Here is a 23,175-nt window from a genome sequence, read left to right on the forward strand (position 1 = left end):
TGGACCTCTTTTCGCGGTAGCCGGCGCGCGACCCAAGCGGACGCCGGTGGTATTTCTTTCTGTCCGGACTAATTTAACCCGGACGAATTACTGCGTCGTAGCTCTGGATCCCGGCTTTCGCCGGGATGACGCCCAGGCCTTACGGCCGGTGCATCACTTGATGATCTTGGCCACCACGCCGGCGCCGACGGTGCGGCCGCCTTCGCGGATCGCGAAGCGCAGGCCTTCGTCCATCGCCACCGGGTTGATCAGCGACACCACCATTTTGATGTTGTCGCCCGGCATCACCATCTCCACGCCTTCCGGCAAGGTCACCGCACCGGTGATGTCGGTCGTGCGGAAGTAGAACTGCGGACGGTAGCCCTTGAAGAACGGCGTGTGACGGCCGCCTTCGTCCTTGCTCAGCACGTACACCTCGGCCTCGAACTCGGTGTGCGGGGAGATGCTGCCCGGCTTGCACAGCACCTGGCCGCGCTCCACGTCGTCGCGCTTGGTGCCGCGCAGCAGCAGGCCCGCGTTGTCGCCCGCCTGGCCCTGGTCCAGCAGCTTGCGGAACATCTCAACGCCCGTCACCGTGGTCTTCTGGGTCGGACGGATACCGACGATTTCGATTTCGTCGCCCACCTTGATGATCCCGCGCTCGATACGACCGGTCACCACCGTGCCGCGGCCGGAGATCGAGAACACGTCTTCCACCGGCATCAGGAACGGCTTGTCGATGTCGCGCTCGGGCTCGGGAATGTAGGTGTCCAGCGCTTCCACCAGCTTCAGGATCGCCGGCACGCCGATTTCGCTCTGGTCGCCTTCCAGCGCCTTCAGCGCCGAACCCTTCACGATCGGGGTGTCGTCGCCCGGGAACTCGTACTTGCTCAGGAGTTCACGCACTTCCATCTCCACGAGCTCCAACAGCTCGGCGTCGTCCACCATGTCCGCCTTGTTCAGGAACACCACGATGTACGGCACGCCCACCTGGCGCGCCAGCAGGATGTGTTCGCGCGTCTGCGGCATCGGGCCGTCGGCGGCCGAGCACACCAGGATCGCACCGTCCATCTGCGCCGCACCGGTGATCATGTTCTTCACGTAGTCCGCGTGGCCCGGGCAGTCCACGTGCGCGTAGTGGCGCGTGGGGCTTTCGTATTCCACGTGCGCGGTCGAGATCGTGATCCCGCGCGCCTTCTCTTCCGGCGCCGCGTCGATCTGGTCGTACGCCTTGAACTCGCCGCCGAAACGCTCCGCGCCGATCTTCGTCAGCGCCGCCGTCAGCGTCGTCTTGCCGTGATCCACGTGCCCGATCGTGCCCACGTTCACGTGGGGCTTGGTGCGCTCGAATTTACCCTTGGCCATGATGGTCTCTCTTTAAATCTGATTCGAATGGGGAATCCGGATTCCGGAAGAAGCGGGTTCGGCCTGGCCGAACCCGCAAGATGCAACAACCGGCTTACGCCTTCTTGATGACCGCTTCGGCGATGTTGTTCGGCGCCTCGGCGTAATGGTCGAACTCCATCGTGAAGGTCGCGCGGCCCTGGGTGAGCGAACGGATGGTGGTCGCGTAACCGAACATCTCGCCCAGCGGCACCATCGCGTTGATGGTCTTGCCCGACGGCGTGTCGTCCTGGCCCTGGAGCAGGCCGCGACGACGGCTCAGGTCGCCCATCACGTCGCCGACGTACTCTTCAGGCGTCACCACTTCGACCTTCATCATCGGCTCCAGCAGGACCGGATCGGCCTTGCGGAAGCCTTCCTTGAAGGCCATCGACGCGGCGAGCTTGAACGCCATTTCCGACGAGTCGACGTCGTGGTACGAACCGAACACCAGCTTGGTCTTGATGCCCACCACCGGGAAGCCCGCGAGCGGACCGCTGGTGATGGTTTCGCGCAAGCCCTTCTCCACCGCCGGGATGAATTCCTTCGGGATCACGCCGCCGGTGATGTCGTTGATGAACAGGAAATCGTTCTCGACGTCCGGGTTGGCGCGATCTTCGGCCGTCATCGGCGACAGCTCGATCACCACGTGGCCGTACTGGCCCTTACCGCCCGACTGCTTGGCGTGCTTGTAGTCCGACTTGACGTCCGACTTGCGGATCGTTTCGCGGTAGGCCACCTGCGGCTTGCCGACGTTGGCTTCCACGTTGAATTCGCGGCGCATGCGGTCGACGATGATGTCCAGGTGCAGCTCGCCCATGCCGGCGATGATGGTCTGGCCCGATTCTTCGTCGGTACGCACGCGGAACGAAGGATCTTCCTGCGCCAAACGGCCCAGGGCGAGACCCATCTTTTCCTGGTCCGACTTGGTCTTCGGCTCGACCGCCATCGAGATGACCGGCTCCGGGAACACCATGCGCTCGAGGGTGATGACGTGATCGCCAGCGCACAGCGTGTCGCCGGTGGTCACGTCCTTCAAGCCCACGGCCGCGGCGATGTCGCCGGCGCGGACTTCCTTGATCTCTTCGCGGTTGTTGGCGTGCATCTGCAGGATGCGGCCGATGCGCTCCTTCTTCGACTTGACCGGGTTGTACACCTGGTCGCCGGAGTTGAGCGTGCCGGAATAGACGCGGAAGAACGTCAGCGAGCCCACGAACGGGTCGGTCATGATCTTGAACGCGAGCGCGGAGAACGGCGCGGCGTCGTCGGCCTTGCGCGTGTCTTCCTTCTCGTCTTCGTCGATGCCCTTGACCGGCGGACGGTCGGCCGGCGACGGCAGCAGCTGCACGACGGCGTCGAGCATCGCCTGCACGCCCTTGTTCTTGAACGCGGTGCCGCAGTAGACCGGGATCACCTCGACCTTCAGGGTGCGCTCGCGGATGCCGGCGAGGATTTCGTCCTCGGACAGGTCGCCTTCGTTCAGATACTTGTCCATCAGCACTTCGTTGGCTTCGGCGGCGGCCTCGACCATGAAGTTGCGCGCGGCCGTGGCCTTGTCGACCAGGTTGGCCGGAATGTCGCCGTAAGTGAACGTGGCGCCCTTGTCTTCCATGTTCCAGATGATGGATTTCATCTTGACCAGGTCGACCACGCCCTCGAAGCCTTCTTCGGCGCCGATCGGCACCTGCATCGGCACGGCGTACGCGCCCAGGCGCGACTTCAGCTGCTCGACGACCTTGTCGAAGTTGGCACCGGTGCGGTCCATCTTGTTGACGAACGCAAGGCGCGGCACCGAGTACTTGTTGGCCTGGCGCCACACGGTCTCGGACTGCGGCTGCACGCCGCCCACGGCGCACAGCACGAACACAGCACCGTCGAGCACGCGCAAGGAACGCTCGACTTCGATGGTGAAGTCGACGTGCCCGGGGGTGTCGATGATGTTGAAGCGGTGCTCCGGGAAGGACTTGTCCATGCCCTTCCAGAACGCCGTCGTCGCCGCCGACGTGATGGTGATGCCGCGTTCCTGCTCCTGCTCCATCCAGTCCATCGTCGCGGCGCCTTCGTGCACCTCGCCGATCTTGTGGTTCACACCGGTGTAGAACAGGATGCGCTCGGTCGTCGTCGTCTTGCCGGCGTCGATGTGCGCCATGATGCCGAAGTTGCGGTAGCGCTCGATGGGAGTGGTGCGAGCCACGACAGTCTCTCTTTTCTGTTTGCGGATGGCCGAACGCCGCCTTTGAGGCGGCCTTCGGATTCGTCGTGCGGCGCGGACGCCGCAGGGGCACCTAAATGGTGCCGGAAGCCCCTAGAAACAAGGGGCCAAGGCCGTTACCAGCGGTAGTGCGCGAACGCCTTGTTCGCTTCCGCCATGCGATGGGTTTCTTCGCGCTTCTTGATGGCGCCGCCGCGGTTTTCCGAAGCGTCGATCAGTTCGGCGGCCAGCTTGCGCGGCATGCTGTTCTCGCCGCGCTTGCGGGCCGATTCGATCAGCCAGCGCATCGCCAGCGCCATGCGGCGCGAGGCGCGCACTTCGACCGGCACCTGGTAGGTGGCGCCGCCGACGCGACGGGACTTCACCTCGACCGACGGCGAGATGTTGCCCAGCGCCTTCTCGACCAGCTCGAGCGCATTGGCGTTCTTTTCGCCGATCACGTCCATGGCGCCGTACACGATCTTCTCGGCGACGGACTTCTTGCCGCTCTGCATGACCATGTTGATGAAGCGGGCGATCGTCTCGCTCCCGTGCTTCGGGTCGGGCAGGACGGTGCGTTGGGGGGCGGAACCTTTACGGGACATGGATGTATCTGCCTATTGCTTGTTGGAAGTGCGGCCAGGAACGGCCGCGCTAGCTTTTCCCGGGCGAACGCCCGGAATACTCAACTCTTGGGACGCTTGGCGCCGTACTTGGAGCGGGCCTGGCGACGCTTGGCGACGCCGGCGGCGTCCAGCGAACCGCGCACGGTGTGGTAGCGCACGCCCGGCAGGTCCTTGACGCGACCGCCGCGGATCAGGACCACGCTGTGCTCCTGCAGGTTGTGGCCTTCGCCGCCGATGTACGAGATCACCTCGTAGCCGTTGGTCAGGCGCACCTTGGCGACTTTGCGCAAGGCCGAGTTCGGCTTCTTCGGCGTGGTCGTGTAGACGCGCGTGCAGACGCCGCGGCGCTGCGGGCAGTTAGCCAACGCAGGCGAAGCGCTCTTGTAGGTTTCGGGGCTGCGCGGCTTACGCACCAGCTGGTTGATCGTTGCCATCGGTTATCGGTTCTGTCGGTTGTGCCGCGGCCGAAACGGCCCCGGTTTGGTGAAAAACAGGAAGGCAGGCGGAAACCCGGCCTACCAAGACGAAAAAGTATAGCTGGCGTTAAACGTTGCCGTCAACGCAAGCCGGTCCGGAATCCCAAGCCGTTCCGCGCGCGGAACGGCTTGAATCCCTTGGAGTTTCCCGCCCAATCCTTGGGCCGAACACGAGGCGCTCCGTGCGCCTCATTTCGGGGTCTGGGACGGCCCGGAGGCCGTCGCGATACCGCAGTTCAGCTAGTTGCCGGACTCCTCGCCGGCCGAAGCTTCGGCTGGCTCGGCCGTTTCGACCGCCGCCGGCGCGTCGGTGCCGGCCAGGGCGTCCATCTCGGCCGCGGTCAGCCCGGAGGCGTTCTTGCGGCGCTGGGTGTGGTACGCCAGACCGGTACCGGCCGGAATCAGGCGGCCGACGATCACGTTCTCCTTCAGGCCGCGCAGGCCGTCGCGGGTGCCGCGGACGGCCGCCTCGGTCAGGACTCGCGTGGTCTCCTGGAACGAAGCCGCGGAGATGAACGACTCGGTCGCCAGCGAGGCCTTGGTGATGCCCAGCAGGACCGGGTCGTACTTGGCCGGCAGTTCGTTGCGGGCGTCGGCCTTCACGTTCTCCTCCAGCACGCGCAGGCGCTCGGCCTGTTCGCCCTGCAGGAACTTGGTGTCGCCCTGGTCGGTGATCTCGACCTTGCGCAGCATCTGGCGAACGATCACTTCGATGTGCTTGTCGTTGATCTTCACGCCCTGCAAGCGGTAGACGTCCTGAATTTCCTTGGTCAGGTACACGGCCAACGGCTCCACGCCGAGCAGGCGCAGGATGTCCTGCGGGCTCGGCTCGCCGTCCACCACGGTCTCGCCCTTCTCCACGTGCTCGCCTTCGAACACGATGATCTGGCGGTACTTGGGGATCAGCTCTTCGTGATCGTTGCCGTCCGGATCCTTGATGATCAGGCGCTGCTTGCCCTTGGTGTCCTTGCCGAACGAGACGATGCCGGAGATCTCGGCCAGGATGGCCGGATCCTTCGGCTTGCGCGCCTCGAACAGGTCGGCCACGCGCGGCAGACCGCCGGTGATGTCGCGGGTCTTGGACGCTTCCTGCGGGATCTTCGCGACCACGTCGCCGACGCCGACCGCGGCGCCGTCCTGCAGGTTCACGATCGAGCGCGGCGGCAGCAGGTACTGCGCCGGCAGATCGGTGCCCGGGATGTTCAGGTCCTTGCCGTTCTTGTCGACGATGCGCACGATCGGACGCAGATCCTTGCCCTGCGAACCGCGACGCTTGGGATCGGTGATCTCGCGCGAGGCCAGGCCGGTCAGTTCGTCGGTCTTCTCGATGACGGTGACGCCGTCGATGAAGTCGTAGAAGCGCATGAAGCCCGCCACTTCCGACACGATCGGGTGGTTATGCGGATCCCAATTGGCGACGGTCTGGCCGGCCTTGATCGACGCGCCGTCCTTGACCGTGATGGTCGCGCCGTAAGGCAACTTGTAGCGCTCACGCTCGCGGCCGTGGCCGTCGAGCACGGACAACTCGCCCGAACGCGACACCGCGACCAGGCTGCCGCTGGCGTGCGACACCGTCTTCAAATTGTTGAACTTGATCGAACCGGTGGTCTTGACCGTGACGTTGTCCACCGCCGCCGCACGCGAAGCCGCGCCGCCGATGTGGAAGGTACGCATGGTGAGCTGCGTGCCGGGCTCGCCGATCGACTGCGCGGCGATGACGCCGACCGACTCGCCGATGTTGACGATGTGGCCGCGCGCCAGGTCGCGTCCGTAGCAGTGCGCGCACACGCCGAACGCCGATTCGCAGGTGATGGTCGAACGCACCTTGATCGACTGCACGCCGGCGTCTTCCAGCTTCTGCACCCAGACTTCGTCCAGGAGCGTGTTGCGGGTGACGATCGGATCGGCGTCGTTGCCGGGCAGGTACACGTCCTCGGCCACGATGCGGCCGAGCACGCGGTCGCGCAGCGGTTCGACCACGTCGCCGCCTTCGACGATCGGGGCCATGGTCAGGCCGTCGCTGGTGCCGCAATCGACTTCGGTGATCACCACGTCCTGGGCCACGTCGACCAGGCGACGGGTCAGGTAACCCGAGTTCGCCGTCTTCAACGCGGTGTCCGCCAAGCCCTTACGAGCGCCGTGGGTCGAGATGAAGTACTGCTGGACGTTCAGGCCTTCGCGGAAGTTCGAGGTGATCGGCGTCTCGATGATCGAGCCGTCCGGCTTGGCCATCAGGCCGCGCATGCCGGCGAGCTGGCGGATCTGCGCTTGCGAACCGCGCGCGCCCGAGTCGGCCATGATGTAGATCGAGTTCATCGACTTCTGCTCGATCTTCTCGCCCTTGGCGTTGGTCACCGTCTCGGTGCCGATCGCGTCCATCATCGCCTTGGCCACGCGCTCGTTGGTGCGCGACCAGATGTCGACGACCTTGTTGTAGCGCTCGCCGGCGGTGACCAGGCCGCTCTGGTACTGCTGCTGGATCTCCAGCACTTCGGCCTCGGCCTCGTCCAGGATGCCCTTCTTCTCGTCCGGGATGATCATGTCGTCGATGCCGATCGACACGCCGGCGCGGGTCGCGTTGGCGAAACCGGTGTACATCAGCTGGTCGGCGAACACCACCGTCTCCTTCAACCCCAGCATGCGGTAGCAGGTGTTGATCAGGCGGCTGATGTTCTTCTTGGTCAGCTCGGTGTTGGCCAGCGAGAACGGCAGGCCTTCGGGCAGGATCTCGGCCAGCAGCGCGCGCCCGACCGTGGTGTCCACGATCGAGGTCTTCTTCTCGCGCGAACCGTCTTCGTTGACCACGGTTTCGGTGATGCGCACCTTGACCTTGGCGTGAATGCCGACGGCCTTGTTGTCGAAGGCGCGCTTAACCTCGGCGATGTTCGCGAACACCATGCCCTCGCCGCGGGCGTTCTCCAGCGCGCGGGTCATGTAGTACAGGCCCAGCACCACGTCCTGCGACGGCACGATGATAGGCTCGCCGTTCGCCGGGGACAGGATGTTGTTGGACGACATCATCAGCGCGCGCGCTTCCAGCTGGGCCTCGAGGCTCAGCGGCACGTGCACGGCCATCTGGTCGCCGTCGAAGTCGGCGTTGAACGCGGTGCAGACCAGCGGATGCAGCTGGATCGCCTTGCCTTCGATCAGCACCGGCTCGAACGCCTGGATGCCCAAACGGTGCAGGGTCGGCGCGCGGTTCAGCAGCACCGGATGTTCGCGGATGACCTCTTCCAGGATGTCCCAGACTTCGGCTTCTTCGCGCTCGACCAGCTTCTTGGCCGCCTTGATGGTGGTGGCCAGGCCGCGGCGCTGCAGCTTGGCGAAGATGAAGGGCTTGAACAGTTCCAGCGCCATCTTCTTCGGCAGGCCGCACTCGTGCAGGCGCAGGGTCGGACCGACCACGATCACCGAACGGCCCGAGTAGTCCACGCGCTTGCCGAGCAGGTTCTGGCGGAACCGGCCCTGCTTGCCCTTGATCATGTCGGCCAGCGACTTGAGCGGGCGCTTGTTGGTGCCGGTGATGGCGCGGCCGCGGCGGCCGTTGTCCATCAGCGCGTCGACCGACTCCTGCAGCATGCGCTTCTCGTTGCGCACGATGATGTCGGGCGCGTTGAGTTCGAGCAGGCGGCGCAGGCGGTTGTTGCGGTTGATGACGCGGCGGTACAGATCGTTCAGATCCGAAGTCGCGAAGCGGCCGCCGTCCAGCGGCACCAGCGGACGCAGGTCCGGCGGCAGCACCGGCAGCACGGTCATCACCATCCATTCGGGGCGGTTGCCCGACTCGAGGAAGGCTTCGACCAGCTTGATCCGCTTGGTCAGGCGCTTGAGCTTGGTCTCGCTGTTGGTCGAGGCGATCTCTTCCTTCAGCTTCACCATCTCGGCCTGCAGGTCGATCGTGCGCAGCAGTTCGAACACCGCTTCGGCGCCCATCGAGGCTTCGAAGTCGTCGCCGTGCTCCTGGCGCGCCTGCATGAACTGCTCTTCGTTCAGCAGCTGACCCTGCTCGAGCGGGGTCAGGCCCGGCTCGGTCACGACGTAGGCTTCGAAGTACAGGATGCGTTCGATGTCGCGCAGGGTCATGTCCAGCATCAGGCCGATGCGCGAGGGCAGCGACTTGAGGAACCAGATGTGGGCGACCGGCGATGCGAGGTCGATGTGGCCCATGCGCTCGCGGCGCACCTTGGCCAGGGTGACTTCGGTGCCGCACTTCTCGCAGACCACGCCGCGGTGCTTCATGCGCTTGTACTTGCCGCACAGGCACTCGTAGTCCTTGATCGGGCCGAAGATGGCGGCGCAGAACAGGCCGTCGCGCTCCGGCTTGAAGGTGCGGTAGTTGATGGTTTCCGGCTTCTTCACTTCGCCGTAGGACCAGGAACGGATCAAGTCCGGCGAAGCGAGCGCGATCTTGATCGCGTCGAAGTCCGGAGCCTGGCGCTGCTGGTTGAACAGGTTCAATAGGTCTTTCATTGCTGTCTCCTAGGAGCTGGATGAGAGGTTCGAGTTTCGGTTTCCCCGCACTCAGTGCTCTTCCAACTCCATGTTGATGCCGAGCGAACGGATTTCCTTCACCAGGACGTTGAAGGACTCCGGCATGCCGGCCACCATCTCGTACTCGCCGTCGACAATGTTCTTGTACATCTGGTTGCGGCCCTGCACGTCGTCGGACTTCACCGTCAGCATTTCCTGCAGGGTGTAGGCCGCGCCGTAGGCTTCCAGCGCCCAGACTTCCATTTCGCCGAAACGCTGGCCGCCGAACTGCGCCTTGCCGCCCAGCGGCTGCTGGGTGACGAGCGAGTACGGACCGGTCGAACGGGCGTGCATCTTGTCGTCGACCAGGTGGTTCAGCTTCAGCATGTGCATGTAGCCGACCGTGACCGGACGTTCGAAGGCTTCGCCGGTGCGGCCGTCGTGCAGCATGGTCTGGCCGTTGGTCGGCAGGTCGGCGAGTTGCAGCATCGCCTTGATTTCGGCTTCGTTGGCGCCGTCGAACACCGGGGTCGCCATCGGCACGCCGTCCTGCAGGTTGCCCGCCAGCGCCAGCAGTTCCTGATCGCTGAACTTGGTCAGATCCACGCGCTGACCGTGCAGCTTCTGGTCGTGGTTGTAGATCTGGTCCAGGAACGAACGCAGCTCGGCCACCTTGGCCTGCGCTTCCATCATCCGCTGGATCTTCTGGCCCAGGCCCTTCGCCGCCCAACCCAAGTGCGTTTCCAAAATCTGGCCGATGTTCATTCGGCTCGGCACGCCCAGCGGGTTCAGCACGATGTCGACGGTCTGGCCGTCGGCCATGTACGGCATGTCCTCGACAGGAACAATCGTCGAGACCACACCCTTGTTGCCGTGGCGGCCGGCCATCTTGTCGCCCGGCTGGATGCGGCGCTTGACGGCCAGGAACACCTTGACCATCTTCAGCACGCCCGGAGCGAGGTCGTCGCCCTGAGTGATCTTGCCGCGCTTGTCGGCGAAACGCTTCTCGAATTCCTTCTGATGGGCGTCGATCTGCTTCTGGGCGCGTTCGATCGCGTCGATCGCGTCGTCGTCCTTCATCCGGATCTGGAACCAGTCGGACTTCTTCAGGCCGTCGAGCACCAGCGAGCTGACCGTGTCGCCCTTCTTCAGGCCCGGGCCGCCGTTGGCGATCTTGCCGATGATTTGCGAACGCAGACGGGCGTAGATCGCCGATTCCAGGATGCGGAACTGGTCGTCGAAGTCCTTCTTGACGCGCTTGATCTCGTTTTCCTCGATCTGGCGCGCGCGCTTGTCCTTCTCGATGCCGTCGCGGGTGAAGACCTGCACGTCGATGACGGTGCCGTCCATGCCCGGCGGCACGCGCAGCGAGCTGTCCTTAACGTCGGAGGCCTTCTCGCCGAAGATCGCGCGCAGCAGCTTCTCTTCCGGAGTGAGCTGCGACTCGCCCTTCGGCGTGACCTTGCCGACCATGATGTCGCCGGCGCGCACTTCGGCGCCGATGTACACCACGCCCGACTCGTCCAGCCGGTTCAGCGCCTGCTCGGACACGTTCGGGATGTCCGCGGAGATCTCTTCCGGACCCAGCTTGGTGTCGCGCGCCACGCAGGTCAGCTCTTCGATGTGGATCGTGGTGTAGCGATCCTCCTCGACCACGCGCTCGGAGAGCAGGATCGAGTCTTCGAAGTTGTAGCCGTTCCACGGCATGAACGCGACCAGCATGTTCTGGCCGAGCGCGAGCTCGCCGATGTCGGTCGAAGGACCGTCGGCCAGCACGTCGCCGCGCGCGACCTTGTCGCCCACGTTCACCAGCGGGGTCTGGTTGATGCAGGTGTTCTGGTTGGAACGCGTGTACTTGATCAGGGTGTAGATGTCGACGCCGGCATCGGTATCGCCGGAGATCTCATTCTCGTTGACCTTGACCACGATGCGGCCGGCGTCGATCTGCTCGATCACGCCGCCGCGGCGCGCGTTCACCGTCACGCCCGAGTCGCGCGCCACGGCGCGCTCGATGCCGGTGCCCACCAGCGGCTTCTGCGACTTCAGCGTCGGCACGGCCTGGCGCTGCATGTTCGCGCCCATCAGCGCGCGGTTGGCGTCGTCGTGCTCCAGGAACGGCACCAGCGCGGCCGCGACCGACACGGTCTGCATCGGCGAGACGTCCATGAAGTGGATTTCGCTCGGCGGCTTGAGCAGGTTTTCGCCCTGGAAGCGGCAGGCGACGAACTGTGAGGTCAGATTGCCCTTATCGTCCTGCGGCGCGTTGGCCTGGGCGATGACGTACTCGTTCTCCTCGATCGCCGACAGGTACTCGATCTCGTCGGTGACGCGGCTGTTGACGACCTTGCGGTACGGCGTCTCCAGGAAGCCGTAGCCGTTGGTGCGCGCGAACACGGCCAGCGAGTTGATCAGGCCGATGTTCGGGCCTTCCGGCGTCTCGATGGTGCAGACGCGGCCGTAGTGGGTCGGATGCACGTCGCGCACTTCGAAGCCGGCGCGCTCGCGGGTCAGGCCGCCCGGGCCCAACGCGGACACGCGACGCTTGTGCGTGACTTCCGACAGCGGGTTGTTCTGGTCCATGAACTGCGACAGCTGGCTGGAACCGAAGAACTCCTTGATCGCGGCCGCGACGGGCTTGGCGTTGATCAGGTCCTGCGGGGTCAGGCCGTCGGCCTCGGCCATCGTCAGGCGCTCCTTGACGGCGCGCTCGACGCGGACCAAGCCCACGCGGAACACGTTCTCGGCCATTTCGCCGACGCTGCGCACGCGACGGTTGCCCAGGTGATCGATGTCGTCCACCGTGCCGCGGCCGTTGCGGATTTCGGTCAGGACCTTGATCACGTCCAGGATGTCGGACGTGTTGCCGTATTCGCCGACCAGGCGCTTGCTCTCGTCGTCGCCGCGCTCGGCGAAGTACTTGTGGTCGTACAGCACCGAGGCGCCGGTGACTTCCTTGCGGCCGATGCGGCGGTTGAACTTCATCCGGCCCACGGCCGACAGGTCGTAGCGCTCGAAAGTGAAGAACAGGTTGTGGAACAGGTTCTGCGCGGCGTCCTTGGTCGGCGGTTCGCCCGGACGCATCATCCGGTAGATTTCTACCAGCGCTTCGAGCTGGGTCTTGGTGCCGTCGATGCGCAGCGTATTGGACAGATAAGCGCCGCGATCCAGGTCGTTGACCCAGATCGTGCCCACGGCCGTCACTTCCGCCTTGCGGAACTTGGCCAGTTGGTCTTCAGTGATCTCGTCGTTGGCGGTAGCCAGCACTTCGCCGGTCGAGGCGTCGATCACGTCGTGCGACAGTATCCGGCCCACCAAGTACGCGTCCGGCACGGCCAGCGCGGCGATGCCCGACTGCTCGAGCTGCTTCACGTGGCGCGCGGTGATGCGCTTGCCCGCTTCGACGATGACCTTGTCGCCGTCGGCCAGGTCGAATTCGAGGGTTTCGCCGCGCAGGCGCTCGGCCACCAGCTCCAGCTCCACGCCTTCGGGCAGGATATGGAAGGTGTTGATCTCGAAGAACTCGTTGAGCATCTCCTCGTTGGAGTAGCCCAGCGCGCGCAGCAGCACGCTGACCGGCAGCTTGCGGCGGCGGTCGATGCGGGTGAACAGCGCGTCCTTCGGGTCGAATTCGAAATCGAGCCAGGAGCCGCGGTAAGGAATGATGCGGGCGCTGTACAGCAGCTTGCCCGAGCTGTGGGTCTTGCCGCGGTCGTGGTCGAAGAACACGCCCGGCGAGCGGTGCAGCTGCGAGACGATGACGCGTTCGGTGCCGTTGACTATGAAGGTGCCGTTGTCGGTCATGAGCGGGATTTCGCCCATGTAGACTTCCTGCTCCTTCACGTACTTGATGGCCTTGCTCGACGATTCGCGATCGTAGATGACCAGGCGCACGGTGACGCGCAGCGGCGCGCCGTAGCTGAGGCCGCGGTTGCGGCACTCGCGCTCGTCGAACGCCGGCTCGCCGAGCTTGTAGCCGACGTATTCCAGCGAGGCGTAGCCGTTGTAGCTGGTGATCGGAAACACCGACTTCAGCGCGGCGTGCAGGCCGCGGTCTTCGCGCTTGGCCGGGTCCGCGTTTTCCTGCAGGAATTCGCGATAGGAATCGACCTGGATGGCCAGCAGGAACGGCACTTCGAGGATCGAGCCGCGCTTGCCGAAATCCTTGCGGATGCGCTTCTTTTCGGTGAACGAATAAGTCGTCATGGAGAACTACCGCCTTGTCTGTGGGCGCCGCGCGTCCGCGGGCCTGGGGGAACAAGAATTGCCAGTGGGAAGTCGCTGGTATTGCCGGCACCAGCACGCCTTCTCCCGCTACTTCCGACTGTCAACTCGACCTCTTGCGGTTGGCGGCGCGAATGCCGCGAACCGGAACTTCAACAACGACCGAAGGCCGGGGGCTTCCGCCCCCAGCCTCGGCTGGCCGCCACTACCTCTGGCGACGCAACAACGCTTACTTGACTTCGACCGTGGCGCCGGCCGCTTCCAAGTCCTTCTTGAACTTGGCGGCGTCGTCCTTCGACACGCCTTCCTTCACGGTGCCGCCGGCCTCGGTGAGGTCCTTGGCTTCCTTCAGGCCCAGGCCGGTGATGGCGCGGACGACCTTGATGACTTCGACCTTCTTCTCGCCGGCGGTCTTCAGCACGACGGTGAACTCGGTCTGCTCTTCGGCCGGAGCGGCAGCGGCGGCGGCCGGGCCAGCGGCGACGGCCACCGGAGCGGCGGCGGACACGCCGAACTTCTCTTCCATCGCCTTGACCAGCTCCATCACCTCGACGAGGGTCTTGCTGCTGATCGCTTCGATGATCTGCTCGTTGGAAAGGGACATTGTGATTTACCTCTGTTATCTAAGATTGGAAACGACTATTGGATTTCGGAAATCGGATACCGAACGGTTCGCCTTAGGCGGCCTTCTGCTGTCCGACCGCGTTGGTGACGCGGGCGATCTGCGAGGCCGGCTCGCTGAGCAGGCGGACCAGCATGGTCGCCGGCTGCACCATGACGCTGAGCAGCATCGACAGCGCTTGGTCGCGGGTCGGCAGCGACGCCAGGACATCCACATGGGAGCCCGGGTACATCTGCCCGCCCAACGACACCAGGCGCGGCTTCAGCTTTTCGTTCGCTTTCGCGAACTCTTTGATCAGACGTCCGGCGGCGCCGGGATCTTCCTTCGAGAAGGCGTACAGCAAGGGGCCGGTCAGCGCGTCTTTGACGACGGCGTAATCGGTGCCCTCCACTGCGCGCGAGACCAGCGTGTTCTTGGCTACTTTCAAGAAAACGCCTTCCTGACGCGCCTTCTTGCGAAGGTTGGTCAGCTGCTCGACGGTAAGGCCCACGTATTCCGCGGCGACCAGCGAGTGCGCCTTGCCGGCGACCTCGGCCAGTTCGGCAACGACTTCCTGCTTCTGGGTCAGATTTAGAGCCATTGCATTACCTCGATGATTCCGATGGCGGTGAACTGCCTTCGGAACTCCTGAACGCCATCACCGGTTCCGAACCGGGATGGTCCTGGTCGGCATCGGTCCTTCGATGCCGGGACGCCCGAAAATTGGCGCCCTCTGCGGTTGGCCGTTTCCAGATCTCGTACAACACAAAATCACTGGAGGGTCGGCAACCATCTGCGCAGGCTGTTGCGATTAAGCGACCTCGCTTTCCGCGACGGCGATTCCTTGCCAATCGAGCATCCGTGCCCGTCGTCGTGGTGCGCTGACCGCGCCTGCGGTCTTTGACGGCTTCGCTTCGGCTTGCGCCTCGGCGATGCCCTCAAAATTCTTGCTCCCTCTCCCGCTTGCGGGAGAGGATTGGGGTGAGGGCCGGCCAGCGAATTAGCTCGCTGCGCTCGCGCCCTCATCCCAGCCTTCTCCCGCGAGCGGGAGAAGGGGCTAAAGCATTACTTCAACGACAAAGTGGACTGATCGACGATCACGCCCGGGCCCATGGTCGAGCTCAGCGAGATCTTCTGCAGGTAGGTGCCCTTGGCGCTGGACGGCTTGGCCTTGAGCAGGTCGGCCAGCAGCGCGTGCAGGTTGTCCTTCAGCTTGTCGGCGTCGAAATCGGCCTTGCCGATGGTGCAGTGGATGATGCCGGCTTTGTCGGTGCGGTAGCGCACCTGGCCGCCCTTGGCGTTCTTCACCGCTTCGGCCGGGTTCGGCGACACGGTGCCCACCTTCGGGTTCGGCATCAGGCCGCGCGGGCCCAGCACCTGGCCGAGCTTGCCGACCACGCGCATGGCGTCCGGCGTGGCGATGACCACGTCGTAGTTCAGGTCGCCGGCCTGCATCTTCTCGGCCAGGTCGTCCATGCCCACGGCTTCGGCGCCCGCGGCCAGGGCCTCGTCGGCCTTGGCGCCGGCGGGGGCGAACACCGCCACGCGCACCGACTTGCCGGTGCCGGCCGGCAACACGGTCGAACCGCGCACCTGCTGGTCGGACTTCTTCGCGTCCACGCCCAAACGCACGGCGACATCAACGGACTCGACGAACTTCACCTTGCTGTTCTCGCGGACGATCTTGATCGCTTCGTCGATCGGATAGGCCTTGCCCGGTTCGACCTTGATCTGAGCCTTGATTCGCTTGGTCGTCGTCATGATCAGCCCTCCACCACCAGACCCATGGAACGGGCCGAGCCCGCGATCGTATTCACCGCCGCGTCCAGATCGGCCGCGGTCAGGTCGGCTTCCTTCGCCTTGGCGATGTCTTCCAACTGCTTGCGGGTGACCTTGCCCACCTTCTCGGTGTTCGGGCGCTTGGAACCGGACTGGATGCCGGCCGCCTTCTTCAACAGCACCGAAGCCGGGGTCGACTTGGTGATGAAGGTGAAGGTGCGGTCCGAATACGCGGTGATGATCACCGGCGTCGGCAGACCCGGCTCCAACTTGGAGGTCGCGGCGTTGAACGCTTTGCAGAACTCCATGATGTTCAGGCCGCGCTGACCCAGGGCGGGACCGACCGGCGGCGACGGATTCGCCTGCCCGGCCTTGACCTGCAGTTTGATGTAACCGACTACTTTCTTTGCCATTTCATTGCTCCTGCGAGTGCGAACGCCTTGCGGCTCCTCGCTTCACTTGCCGGTGCGAACCACTCGCGCCGGCGAATTTCTGCTTAGGCCTTCTCGACCTGGCCGAACTCAAGCTCGACCGGGGTGGAGCGGCCGAAGATCAGGACCGCCACGCGGACCCTGCTCTTCTCGTAATTCACTTCCTCGACCACGCCGTTGAAGTCGTTGAACGGGCCGTCGGTGACGCGCACCATCTCGCCCGGCTCGAACAGCACCTTCGGACGCGGCTTCTCGACGCCTTCCTGCACGCGCTGCAGGATCATGTCGGCCTCTTCGTCGCGGATCGGCAGCGGGCGGTCGGCGGTGCCGCCGATGAAGCCCATCACCTTCGGCGTTTCCTTGATCAAGTGCCAGCTTTCGCTGTCGATGCGCGGAATGCCGGCTTCCTCGTGGGTCGCGATCTGCACCAGCACGTAGCCGGGGAAGAACTTGCGCTCGGAACGGCGCTTCTGGCCGGAGCGCATTTCCACCACTTCTTCGGTCGGCACCAGCACGTCGCCGAACTTGTCCTGCATGCCCGTGCGCGCGATGCGGTCGCGCAGCGCCTGCGCCACCGACTTCTCGAAGCCGGAATAGGCGTGCACCACGTACCAGCGGCGGTTGTTCGGGGTGTTTTCGGCGGTCTGCATTTCCATACTCCTCAGCGGCCCAGCAGCGACTTGATGCCGAACTGGATGATCGCGTCGAAGCCCGCCAGCACCAGGCTGACGATAATCACCACCACGATCACCACCCAAGTCGTACGTATCGCCTCCTGCCGGGTCGGCCACACCACCTTGCGCAGTTCGAACCGCGATTCGGACAGGAATTCGCGGGTCTGCACGCCCTTGCGGGTGGCCATGAACAATCCGGCGCCCAGCAGCAGGCCGCCGATCACCGCGCCGATGCGCGCCGCGGTCGGCCACTGCGGGTCGAACCAATAGAACGCGAACACGCCGCCCGCGGCCAGCAGCAACGCCAGCGCGTACTTCGCGATATCGCCCACGGAGGTCGCGTTACCGGATTGTTGGACTCTGCTATTCAAATCTCTTTACCTGAATTACGTACTGGCACGCCAGGAGGGACTCGAACCCCCAACCTGCGGTTTTGGAGACCGCTGCTCTGCCAATTGAGCTACTGGCGTATTTCGTAAATCTGCGGGTTCCATCAAACGGCGAAGGCGGGCCGCATCGCGGCCCGCCGTTTCGCCGGCTTTCGGCGTCCTGGATCCCGGCTTTCGCCGGGATGACGCCCAGGCCTTACGGCCGGTGCATCACTTGATGATCTTGGCCACCACGCCGGCGCCGACGGTGCGGCCGCCTTCGCGGATCGCGAAGCGCAGGCCTTCGTCCATCGCCACCGGGTTGATCAGCGACACCACCATTTTGATGTTGTCGCCCGGCATCACCATCTCCACGCCTTCCGGCAAGGTCACCGCACCGGTGATGTCGGTCGTGCGGAAGTAGAACTGCGGACGGTAGCCCTTGAAGAACGGCGTGTGACGGCCGCCTTCGTCCTTGCTCAGCACGTACACCTCGGCCTCGAACTCGGTGTGCGGGGAGATGCTGCCCGGCTTGCACAGCACCTGGCCGCGCTCCACGTCGTCGCGCTTGGTGCCGCGCAGCAGCAGGCCCGCGTTGTCGCCCGCCTGGCCCTGGTCCAGCAGCTTGCGGAACATCTCAACGCCCGTCACCGTGGTCTTCTGGGTCGGACGGATACCGACGATTTCGATTTCGTCGCCCACCTTGATGATCCCGCGCTCGATACGACCGGTCACCACCGTGCCGCGGCCGGAGATCGAGAACACGTCTTCCACCGGCATCAGGAACGGCTTGTCGATGTCGCGCTCGGGCTCGGGAATGTAGGTGTCCAGCGCTTCCACCAGCTTCAGGATCGCCGGCACGCCGATTTCGCTCTGGTCGCCTTCCAGCGCCTTCAGCGCCGAACCCTTCACGATCGGGGTGTCGTCGCCCGGGAACTCGTACTTGCTCAGGAGTTCACGCACTTCCATCTCCACGAGCTCCAACAGCTCGGCGTCGTCCACCATGTCCGCCTTGTTCAGGAACACCACGATGTACGGCACGCCCACCTGGCGCGCCAGCAGGATGTGTTCGCGCGTCTGCGGCATCGGGCCGTCGGCGGCCGAGCACACCAGGATCGCACCGTCCATCTGCGCCGCACCGGTGATCATGTTCTTCACGTAGTCCGCGTGGCCCGGGCAGTCCACGTGCGCGTAGTGGCGCGTGGGGCTTTCGTATTCCACGTGCGCGGTCGAGATCGTGATCCCGCGCGCCTTCTCTTCCGGCGCCGCGTCGATCTGGTCGTACGCCTTGAACTCGCCGCCGAAACGCTCCGCGCCGATCTTCGTCAGCGCCGCCGTCAGCGTCGTCTTGCCGTGATCCACGTGCCCGATCGTGCCCACGTTCACGTGGGGCTTGGTGCGCTCGAATTTACCCTTGGCCATGACTGTCTCGCTAACGTTAGGTTGTCAATTTTTGCTTTTTTAAAGGTCTGGCCACGGATGGCCAGGCTCTTGCGGAGGGCCCCTCTTTTGGAAAGTCCGCACATGGAAGTGCGGGCTCTTGCGGAGGGATCCGCATATTGGTGCTCACGAATGGAATCGAACCATCGACCTCCTCCTTACCAAGGAGGTGCTCTACCGACTGAGCTACGTGAGCGTGTTAAATGGGGCTGTATTGCGGTAAATCAATTTGCTCGGAGCGGGCGTTGCAATGGAGCGGGAGACGGGAATCGAACCCGCACTAGTAGCTTGGAAGGCTACAGTTCTACCATTGAACTACTCCCGCGCCGGGCGGAACCGAACTGGTGGAGGGAGGTGGATTCGAACCACCGAAGGCGTAAGCCAGCAGATTTACAGTCTGCCCCCGTTGGCCGCTTGGGTATCCCTCCGGTCGTTCTCGTAAACCCGTGAAACAGCCCGCGATTTTGACGCCGGCCGGGTTTTCTGTCAACGCCGAGCTAACGAAAAATGAGCAGGCCGGTGTCGCCCTCGGCCCAGTTCTCGATTCCGTTCAGCGCTGAAGGCCCGATCGGCCCTGGATGGCCGTTCCCGCGGCGATTGCCCGCCGCAGTCGGGTTCGGCTCTTGCGAGAGGATTGCGGCTTTATTTGCCGGGCATCGGCAGGGCATCGTCCGAATAGATCGCCACGTGCGGGACGCCGTCGACCCCGATCCAGCCCCGGAACATGCCCTCGGTATTGAACGGGAAGGCCGCGCTCCCGTCCGCGCCCAGCACGATCGCTCCGCCGTCCCCGCCCAGCTTCGGGATGGCCTGATCGATGACCGCCTCGCCGGCCTGGGCCGGGGTTTCCTTCAAATAGGCCACCCGGGCGCAGATCTCGTGGGCGGCGGCGGTGCGGATGTAGAACTCGCCCCAGCCGGTGCCCGAGACGGCGCAGTGGGCATTGGCGTAGGTGCCGGCGCCGATGATCGGCGAGTCGCCGACCCGGCCGTAACGCTTATTGGTCATGCCGCCGGTGGAGGTGCCGGCCGCCAGATGCCCTCGGGCGTCCAGGGCCACGGCGCCGACCGTGCCGAAGTGCTTGGCGGTTTCCAGATCGGCGTGGGCCTGACCGGCGGCCTCTTCCTTGAGCGCCCGCTGCAGCTGCTGCCAGCGCTTCTCGGTCCGGAAATAGGAAGGGTCGACCAGCTCGATGCCTTCCTGTTTGGCGAAGATCTCGGCCCCGTCGCCGACCATCATCACGTGCTTGGACTTCTGCATCACCGCCTGGGCCAGCAGGATCGGGTTCTTGACCCGGTGCACTCCGGCCACGGCGCCGGCTCGAAGGGTGGCGCCGTCCATCAGCGAAGCGTCGAGCTCGTTTTTGCCGTCGTGGGTGAAGACCGCGCCCTTGCCGGCGTTGAAGTGGGGGTCGTCTTCCAGGGTCGTGATCGCGGCCGTCACCGCGTCCAGGGCCGGCTTGCCGGCCGCCAACGCGGCGTGGCCGCGGCGCAGCGCCAGCTCCAGAGCGGCCCGGGCGGCTTTTTCGTCTTCCGGGGTCATGTCCTTGCGCTCCACGCCGGCGCCGCCGTGGATCACCAGCAAGGGTTTCGGAGCGTCGGCGGCGTAGGCCATCGGGGCCGAACATAGCAGCAGGGCAAGGCAGCAGCGCAGCACGCGGGTCATGTGGGGCTCCGGGAGTAGATCGGGCGAGGATTCATTCTAATGAGGCGGTTCGGCCGGATCTGGTCAGCCGGCCGGCCTGAACGTCGTAAGTGCGGGTAAAAGCGGGTTTTTCGACTTGGAAGCCGGGCAGCCGCAGCAGGCTGTCCTTGCCGATGCCGGTCACCGGCACGCCGCGGAAAGTCAGCCGCCCCGCGCCGAACTCGTCGGCTTGGCGCTGCGGCCGCACCAGCCAGGCGTAACCGCCGTTGCCGGTGAACACCCGGCCGACGCCGTTGTTGTCGATGCACAGCGCGGTGTACTCGTCCACGCCGATGCCGGCGATGTCGGTCCTGCCCTGCTCTTTCGACAATCGCGCGACGAAGGCGATCAGCCGGCCCAAGCGTTCGCGCTTGCCGAAGTGGCTATCGGTGATCACGTTCTGCAGATACGGCATGTGCAGGAAATCGCCGACCAGCGTGACTTCGGAACTCATCGGGTTTTTCAGCGCGGTTTCCGAAACCACGCTGCCGCCGTCCATCGCGCCGTACGACCAGGCGCCGAGCACGGCCAAGCCCGCGCTGGTGCCGCCGATCGGCTTGCCGGCGCGGACGTGCGCGTCCAGCGCGCGGTTCAGCGGCGTGCCTTTCCAGAAATTGACGTAGTTCGATTGGTCGCCGCCGGCCAAGAAGATGCCGTCGGCGTTGCGCACGATCTCCAGCACTTTCGGATCGCTGGCCGCGCGGCGGTCGCTGAACACGATCGTCTGCGCGGCGGTGATGCCGCCGATGTCCTTGAAGAATTCGTCCTGCGATTCGGTGGTGCCCGAAGCGCGCAGGATCACGATGCGGCCGTGGCCGGCGCGTTCGATCATCCAACGGAACGCGTCGTAGGGCCAATCGCCGCCGCCGACCAGCATCAGCCCCGCTTGCGTGGCGCCGGGGCGCTTCGCCTGCACGTCGCCGATTTCGAAATAGCGGTAGCCCTTGCCGGCCGGTGGTCTCTGCGCCGCAACCATGGCTGCGCAGCACAACAATCCCAGGGCGAACGCGAAGATCGCGAGCGGTTTGCGAAACGCGGTTTCCATCGCCACTCCATTTTCTCGACGACCTATTGGGCACGGGACGAACGGCGGCGCGCGATCCCCCATCCCGCCCATCGCCGCGAAAAATAAAGCCCGGGCCCTCTTCCGGCCGCGCGCCGATGCGGTAATGTCGGCCGATGCACGAGTCGCTGGACGCCTGGTTCGCCCGCGAAATCCTCGCCCACGAGGATGCGCTAGTGCTGTACCTGCGGCGCAGTTGGCCGCAGCGCGACGACATCCACGATCTGCGCCAGGAAGTCTACGTCCGCGTCTATGAAGCCGCCGGCAAGGCCCGGCCGGCGATGGCCAAATCCTTCCTGTTCGCGACCGCGCGCCACCTGATGACCGACCGCCTGCGCCGCAATCGCGTCGTGTCGATCGAGACAGTGGGTGATTTCGAGTCGATGAACGTCTTGATAGACGAGGTCTCTCCGGAACGCCGCCTGGGCGTGCGGCAAGTCCTGCGGCGGCTGGCCGAAGCTTTCGACCGCTTGCCCGACCGCTGCCGCGAAGTGGTCTGGCTGCGGCGGGTGGAGGAATTGCCGCAGAAGGAAGTCGCAGCGCGCCTGGGCATCACCGAGAAGACCGTGGAAAAACACGTCGCTAAAGGCGTGCGCCTGATCGCCGAACATTTCTACAGCGGACAAGCGCAAGACGAGCGGACGCGGCAGGCGAAGGATGCCGAACGGGAACACGGACATGGCCGGCAGCAGACAGATTGAACGCACCGCGGCCGCTTGGCTGGCGCGGCGCGACAGCGGACGCTGGTCGGAACGCGACCAAGCGCAGTTCGACGCCTGGCTGTCGGAAGCGACGGCGCACCGGGTCGCGTTCTTGCGCCTGGAAAACGCGTGGCGGGAAAGCGACCGGCTGAAAGCGCTCGGCGCGGGCTTGCCGGCGGGCACGTTGCCGCGTCGCGAGCAGTGGGCCGCGTCGCCGTTCTTCGGGCCGCGCGACGGCGAATCCGCACCGCCGCGGGAGGCCGCACGAATCTCCGCCCCGCCGCCGCGTTCGCGTTGGCGCGCGTATTTCGGCGCCGCGGCGGCGATGGCGCTGATCGCCGTCGGTTCCACGGTCGCCTGGCGCCACTACACCGCCGTCGAACGAACGGCCTACGCCACTTCTCTCGGCGAATTGCGCCTGGTGCCGATGCCGGACGGCTCGCAAGCCACGCTCAGCAGCGACAGCCGCATCGTCGTATCGCTGTCGCGGCGCGAGCGCCGCATCGATTTGCAACGCGGCGAAGCGTTCTTCGACGTCGCGAAGGATCCGGGCCGACCGTTCGTGGTCGACGCCGGCGGTCGCCAAGCCATCGCGGTCGGCACGCGCTTTTCGGTGCGGCGCGATGCGGTGAGCCTGCGCGTCGTCGTGACCGAAGGCACCGTCCGCTTGGAAACCCAAGCCGCGCCCGGCCGCCACGCCCAACCCACCGCGCTGCTGCCGGCCGGCAGCGTGGCCCTGGCCGACGGCAACGGCGTTCTGGTGCGTTCGGGTCCGGTGGAAGAAGCCGAGCAGCAGTTGAATTGGCGCAGCGGCTTCGTGGCCTTCCACGACACGCCGCTGGCCGATGCCGCGGCCGAATTCAACCGCTACAACGCCCGCAAGATCCTGATGGGCGATGCGCAGGTCGCGGCGATGCGGGTCGGCGGCAATTTCCGCTGGTCCAATACCGACGTGTTCGTGCGGCTGCTGGAGCAAGGCTTCCCGATCCGCGCCGAGCGGCGCGGCGACGCCATCGTTTTGCATAGCCAGTAATCCGCGGCGAACGGGGGATTTTTCGGGCTCGTTCGTCCCGACACTCGAACGGGCGC

17 protein-coding genes and 4 tRNA genes are annotated in these 23,175 nt (G+C 65.0%); 2 read left to right on the forward strand and 19 right to left on the reverse strand.

What is annotated here, in order from left to right:
* Positions 1–153 precede the first annotated feature (153 nt).
* The 19 genes from tuf (FCE95_RS06900) to FCE95_RS06990 all read right to left on the reverse strand — a co-directional run bounded on the left by tuf (FCE95_RS06900) (position 154) and on the right by FCE95_RS06990 (position 21,367).
* Positions 154–1,344: an elongation factor Tu gene (gene tuf, locus FCE95_RS06900; RefSeq protein ID WP_137266197.1), complete on the reverse strand. Its 1,191-nt coding sequence runs from the start codon at positions 1,342–1,344 to the stop codon at positions 154–156.
* A gap of 94 nt (positions 1,345–1,438) precedes the next feature.
* Complete coding sequence (fusA, locus tag FCE95_RS06905; RefSeq protein ID WP_137266198.1) at positions 1,439–3,556, reverse strand: elongation factor G; 2,118 nt, start codon at positions 3,554–3,556, stop codon at positions 1,439–1,441.
* A 134-nt stretch (positions 3,557–3,690) separates the two neighbouring features.
* A complete protein-coding gene (gene rpsG, locus FCE95_RS06910; protein WP_137266199.1) occupies positions 3,691–4,158 on the reverse strand; it encodes a 30S ribosomal protein S7 in 468 nt (155 codons plus the stop codon).
* Between the two features lie 80 nt (positions 4,159–4,238).
* Positions 4,239–4,613, reverse strand: coding sequence for a 30S ribosomal protein S12 (gene rpsL / locus FCE95_RS06915; RefSeq protein WP_137266200.1), 375 nt, complete (start codon positions 4,611–4,613; stop codon positions 4,239–4,241).
* A 282-nt stretch (positions 4,614–4,895) separates the two neighbouring features.
* Positions 4,896–9,125, reverse strand: a complete 4,230-nt coding sequence (rpoC, locus tag FCE95_RS06920; protein WP_137266201.1) for a DNA-directed RNA polymerase subunit beta' — start codon at positions 9,123–9,125, stop codon at positions 4,896–4,898.
* A 51-nt stretch (positions 9,126–9,176) separates the two neighbouring features.
* A complete protein-coding gene (gene rpoB / locus FCE95_RS06925; RefSeq protein ID WP_137266202.1) occupies positions 9,177–13,328 on the reverse strand; it encodes a DNA-directed RNA polymerase subunit beta in 4,152 nt (1,383 codons plus the stop codon).
* Between the two features lie 247 nt (positions 13,329–13,575).
* Positions 13,576–13,950 carry a 50S ribosomal protein L7/L12 gene (gene rplL / locus FCE95_RS06930; RefSeq protein ID WP_137266203.1) on the reverse strand — a complete coding sequence of 125 codons (375 nt, stop codon included), beginning with the start codon at positions 13,948–13,950 and terminating at the stop codon, positions 13,576–13,578.
* Positions 13,951–14,023: 73 nt separating this feature from the next.
* A complete protein-coding gene (gene rplJ / locus FCE95_RS06935) occupies positions 14,024–14,548 on the reverse strand; it encodes a 50S ribosomal protein L10 (protein ID WP_137266204.1) in 525 nt (174 codons plus the stop codon).
* A 464-nt stretch (positions 14,549–15,012) separates the two neighbouring features.
* On the reverse strand, positions 15,013–15,708 hold the full coding sequence (gene rplA / locus FCE95_RS06940) for a 50S ribosomal protein L1 (protein ID WP_137266205.1): 696 nt from the start codon (positions 15,706–15,708) through the stop codon (positions 15,013–15,015).
* Between the two features lie 2 nt (positions 15,709–15,710).
* A complete protein-coding gene (gene rplK, locus FCE95_RS06945; protein ID WP_137266206.1) occupies positions 15,711–16,139 on the reverse strand; it encodes a 50S ribosomal protein L11 in 429 nt (142 codons plus the stop codon).
* 83 nt (positions 16,140–16,222) lie between these two features.
* On the reverse strand, positions 16,223–16,807 hold the full coding sequence (gene nusG, locus FCE95_RS06950; RefSeq protein WP_137266207.1) for a transcription termination/antitermination protein NusG: 585 nt from the start codon (positions 16,805–16,807) through the stop codon (positions 16,223–16,225).
* A gap of 11 nt (positions 16,808–16,818) precedes the next feature.
* Complete coding sequence (gene secE, locus FCE95_RS06955) at positions 16,819–17,202, reverse strand: preprotein translocase subunit SecE (RefSeq protein ID WP_137266208.1); 384 nt, start codon at positions 17,200–17,202, stop codon at positions 16,819–16,821.
* Between the two features lie 23 nt (positions 17,203–17,225).
* A tRNA-Trp gene (locus FCE95_RS06960) sits at positions 17,226–17,301 on the reverse strand.
* A 129-nt stretch (positions 17,302–17,430) separates the two neighbouring features.
* The gene (gene tuf, locus FCE95_RS06965; protein ID WP_137266197.1) at positions 17,431–18,621 is read right to left on the reverse strand and encodes an elongation factor Tu; all 1,191 of its coding nucleotides are present in this window, start codon (positions 18,619–18,621) and stop codon (positions 17,431–17,433) included.
* A gap of 138 nt (positions 18,622–18,759) precedes the next feature.
* Positions 18,760–18,835 (reverse strand) — tRNA-Thr (locus FCE95_RS06970).
* 55 nt (positions 18,836–18,890) lie between these two features.
* Positions 18,891–18,964, reverse strand: a tRNA-Gly gene (locus FCE95_RS06975).
* 17 nt (positions 18,965–18,981) lie between these two features.
* Positions 18,982–19,067: transfer RNA gene (locus FCE95_RS06980), tRNA-Tyr, on the reverse strand.
* Positions 19,068–19,281: 214 nt separating this feature from the next.
* On the reverse strand, positions 19,282–20,304 hold the full coding sequence (locus tag FCE95_RS06985) for an isoaspartyl peptidase/L-asparaginase family protein (protein WP_137266209.1): 1,023 nt from the start codon (positions 20,302–20,304) through the stop codon (positions 19,282–19,284).
* A gap of 31 nt (positions 20,305–20,335) precedes the next feature.
* A complete protein-coding gene (locus FCE95_RS06990) occupies positions 20,336–21,367 on the reverse strand; it encodes a cyanophycinase (RefSeq protein ID WP_137266210.1) in 1,032 nt (343 codons plus the stop codon).
* A 134-nt stretch (positions 21,368–21,501) separates the two neighbouring features.
* Between FCE95_RS06990 and FCE95_RS06995 the strand changes: the two genes are divergently transcribed.
* Together FCE95_RS06995 and FCE95_RS07000 are read left to right on the forward strand one after the other, a co-directional pair.
* On the forward strand, positions 21,502–22,086 hold the full coding sequence (locus tag FCE95_RS06995; RefSeq protein WP_137266211.1) for an RNA polymerase sigma factor: 585 nt from the start codon (positions 21,502–21,504) through the stop codon (positions 22,084–22,086).
* The gene (locus tag FCE95_RS07000) at positions 22,064–23,119 is read left to right on the forward strand and encodes a FecR family protein (protein WP_137266212.1); all 1,056 of its coding nucleotides are present in this window, start codon (positions 22,064–22,066) and stop codon (positions 23,117–23,119) included. The genes FCE95_RS06995 and FCE95_RS07000 overlap by 23 nt, the downstream gene beginning before the upstream one ends.
* The last annotated feature ends 56 nt before the right edge of the window (positions 23,120–23,175 follow it).

It is taken from the genome of Luteimonas gilva (assembly GCF_005239095.1).
GTDB lineage: Bacteria > Pseudomonadota > Gammaproteobacteria > Xanthomonadales > Xanthomonadaceae > Luteimonas_C > Luteimonas_C gilva.

Excerpts from the sequence above, each read along its gene's own strand:
- tuf (WP_137266197.1), bottom strand. The coding sequence starts at position 1,344 with ATGGCCAAGGGTAAATTCGAGCGCACCAAGCCCCACGTGAACGTGGGC.
- rpsG (WP_137266199.1), bottom strand. The coding sequence starts at position 4,158 with ATGTCCCGTAAAGGTTCCGCCCCCCAACGCACCGTCCTGCCCGACCCG.
- rpsL (WP_137266200.1), bottom strand. The coding sequence starts at position 4,613 with ATGGCAACGATCAACCAGCTGGTGCGTAAGCCGCGCAGCCCCGAAACC.
- rpoC (WP_137266201.1), bottom strand. The coding sequence starts at position 9,125 with ATGAAAGACCTATTGAACCTGTTCAACCAGCAGCGCCAGGCTCCGGAC.
- rpoB (WP_137266202.1), bottom strand. The coding sequence starts at position 13,328 with ATGACGACTTATTCGTTCACCGAAAAGAAGCGCATCCGCAAGGATTTC.
- rplL (WP_137266203.1), bottom strand. The coding sequence starts at position 13,950 with ATGTCCCTTTCCAACGAGCAGATCATCGAAGCGATCAGCAGCAAGACC.
- rplJ (WP_137266204.1), bottom strand. The coding sequence starts at position 14,548 with ATGGCTCTAAATCTGACCCAGAAGCAGGAAGTCGTTGCCGAACTGGCC.
- rplA (WP_137266205.1), bottom strand. The coding sequence starts at position 15,708 with ATGACGACGACCAAGCGAATCAAGGCTCAGATCAAGGTCGAACCGGGC.
- rplK (WP_137266206.1), bottom strand. The coding sequence starts at position 16,139 with ATGGCAAAGAAAGTAGTCGGTTACATCAAACTGCAGGTCAAGGCCGGG.
- nusG (WP_137266207.1), bottom strand. The coding sequence starts at position 16,807 with ATGCAGACCGCCGAAAACACCCCGAACAACCGCCGCTGGTACGTGGTG.
- tuf (WP_137266197.1), bottom strand. The coding sequence starts at position 18,621 with ATGGCCAAGGGTAAATTCGAGCGCACCAAGCCCCACGTGAACGTGGGC.
- FCE95_RS06985 (WP_137266209.1), bottom strand. The coding sequence starts at position 20,304 with ATGACCCGCGTGCTGCGCTGCTGCCTTGCCCTGCTGCTATGTTCGGCC.
- FCE95_RS06990 (WP_137266210.1), bottom strand. The coding sequence starts at position 21,367 with ATGGAAACCGCGTTTCGCAAACCGCTCGCGATCTTCGCGTTCGCCCTG.
- FCE95_RS06995 (WP_137266211.1), top strand. The coding sequence starts at position 21,502 with ATGCACGAGTCGCTGGACGCCTGGTTCGCCCGCGAAATCCTCGCCCAC.
- FCE95_RS07000 (WP_137266212.1), top strand. The coding sequence starts at position 22,064 with ATGGCCGGCAGCAGACAGATTGAACGCACCGCGGCCGCTTGGCTGGCG.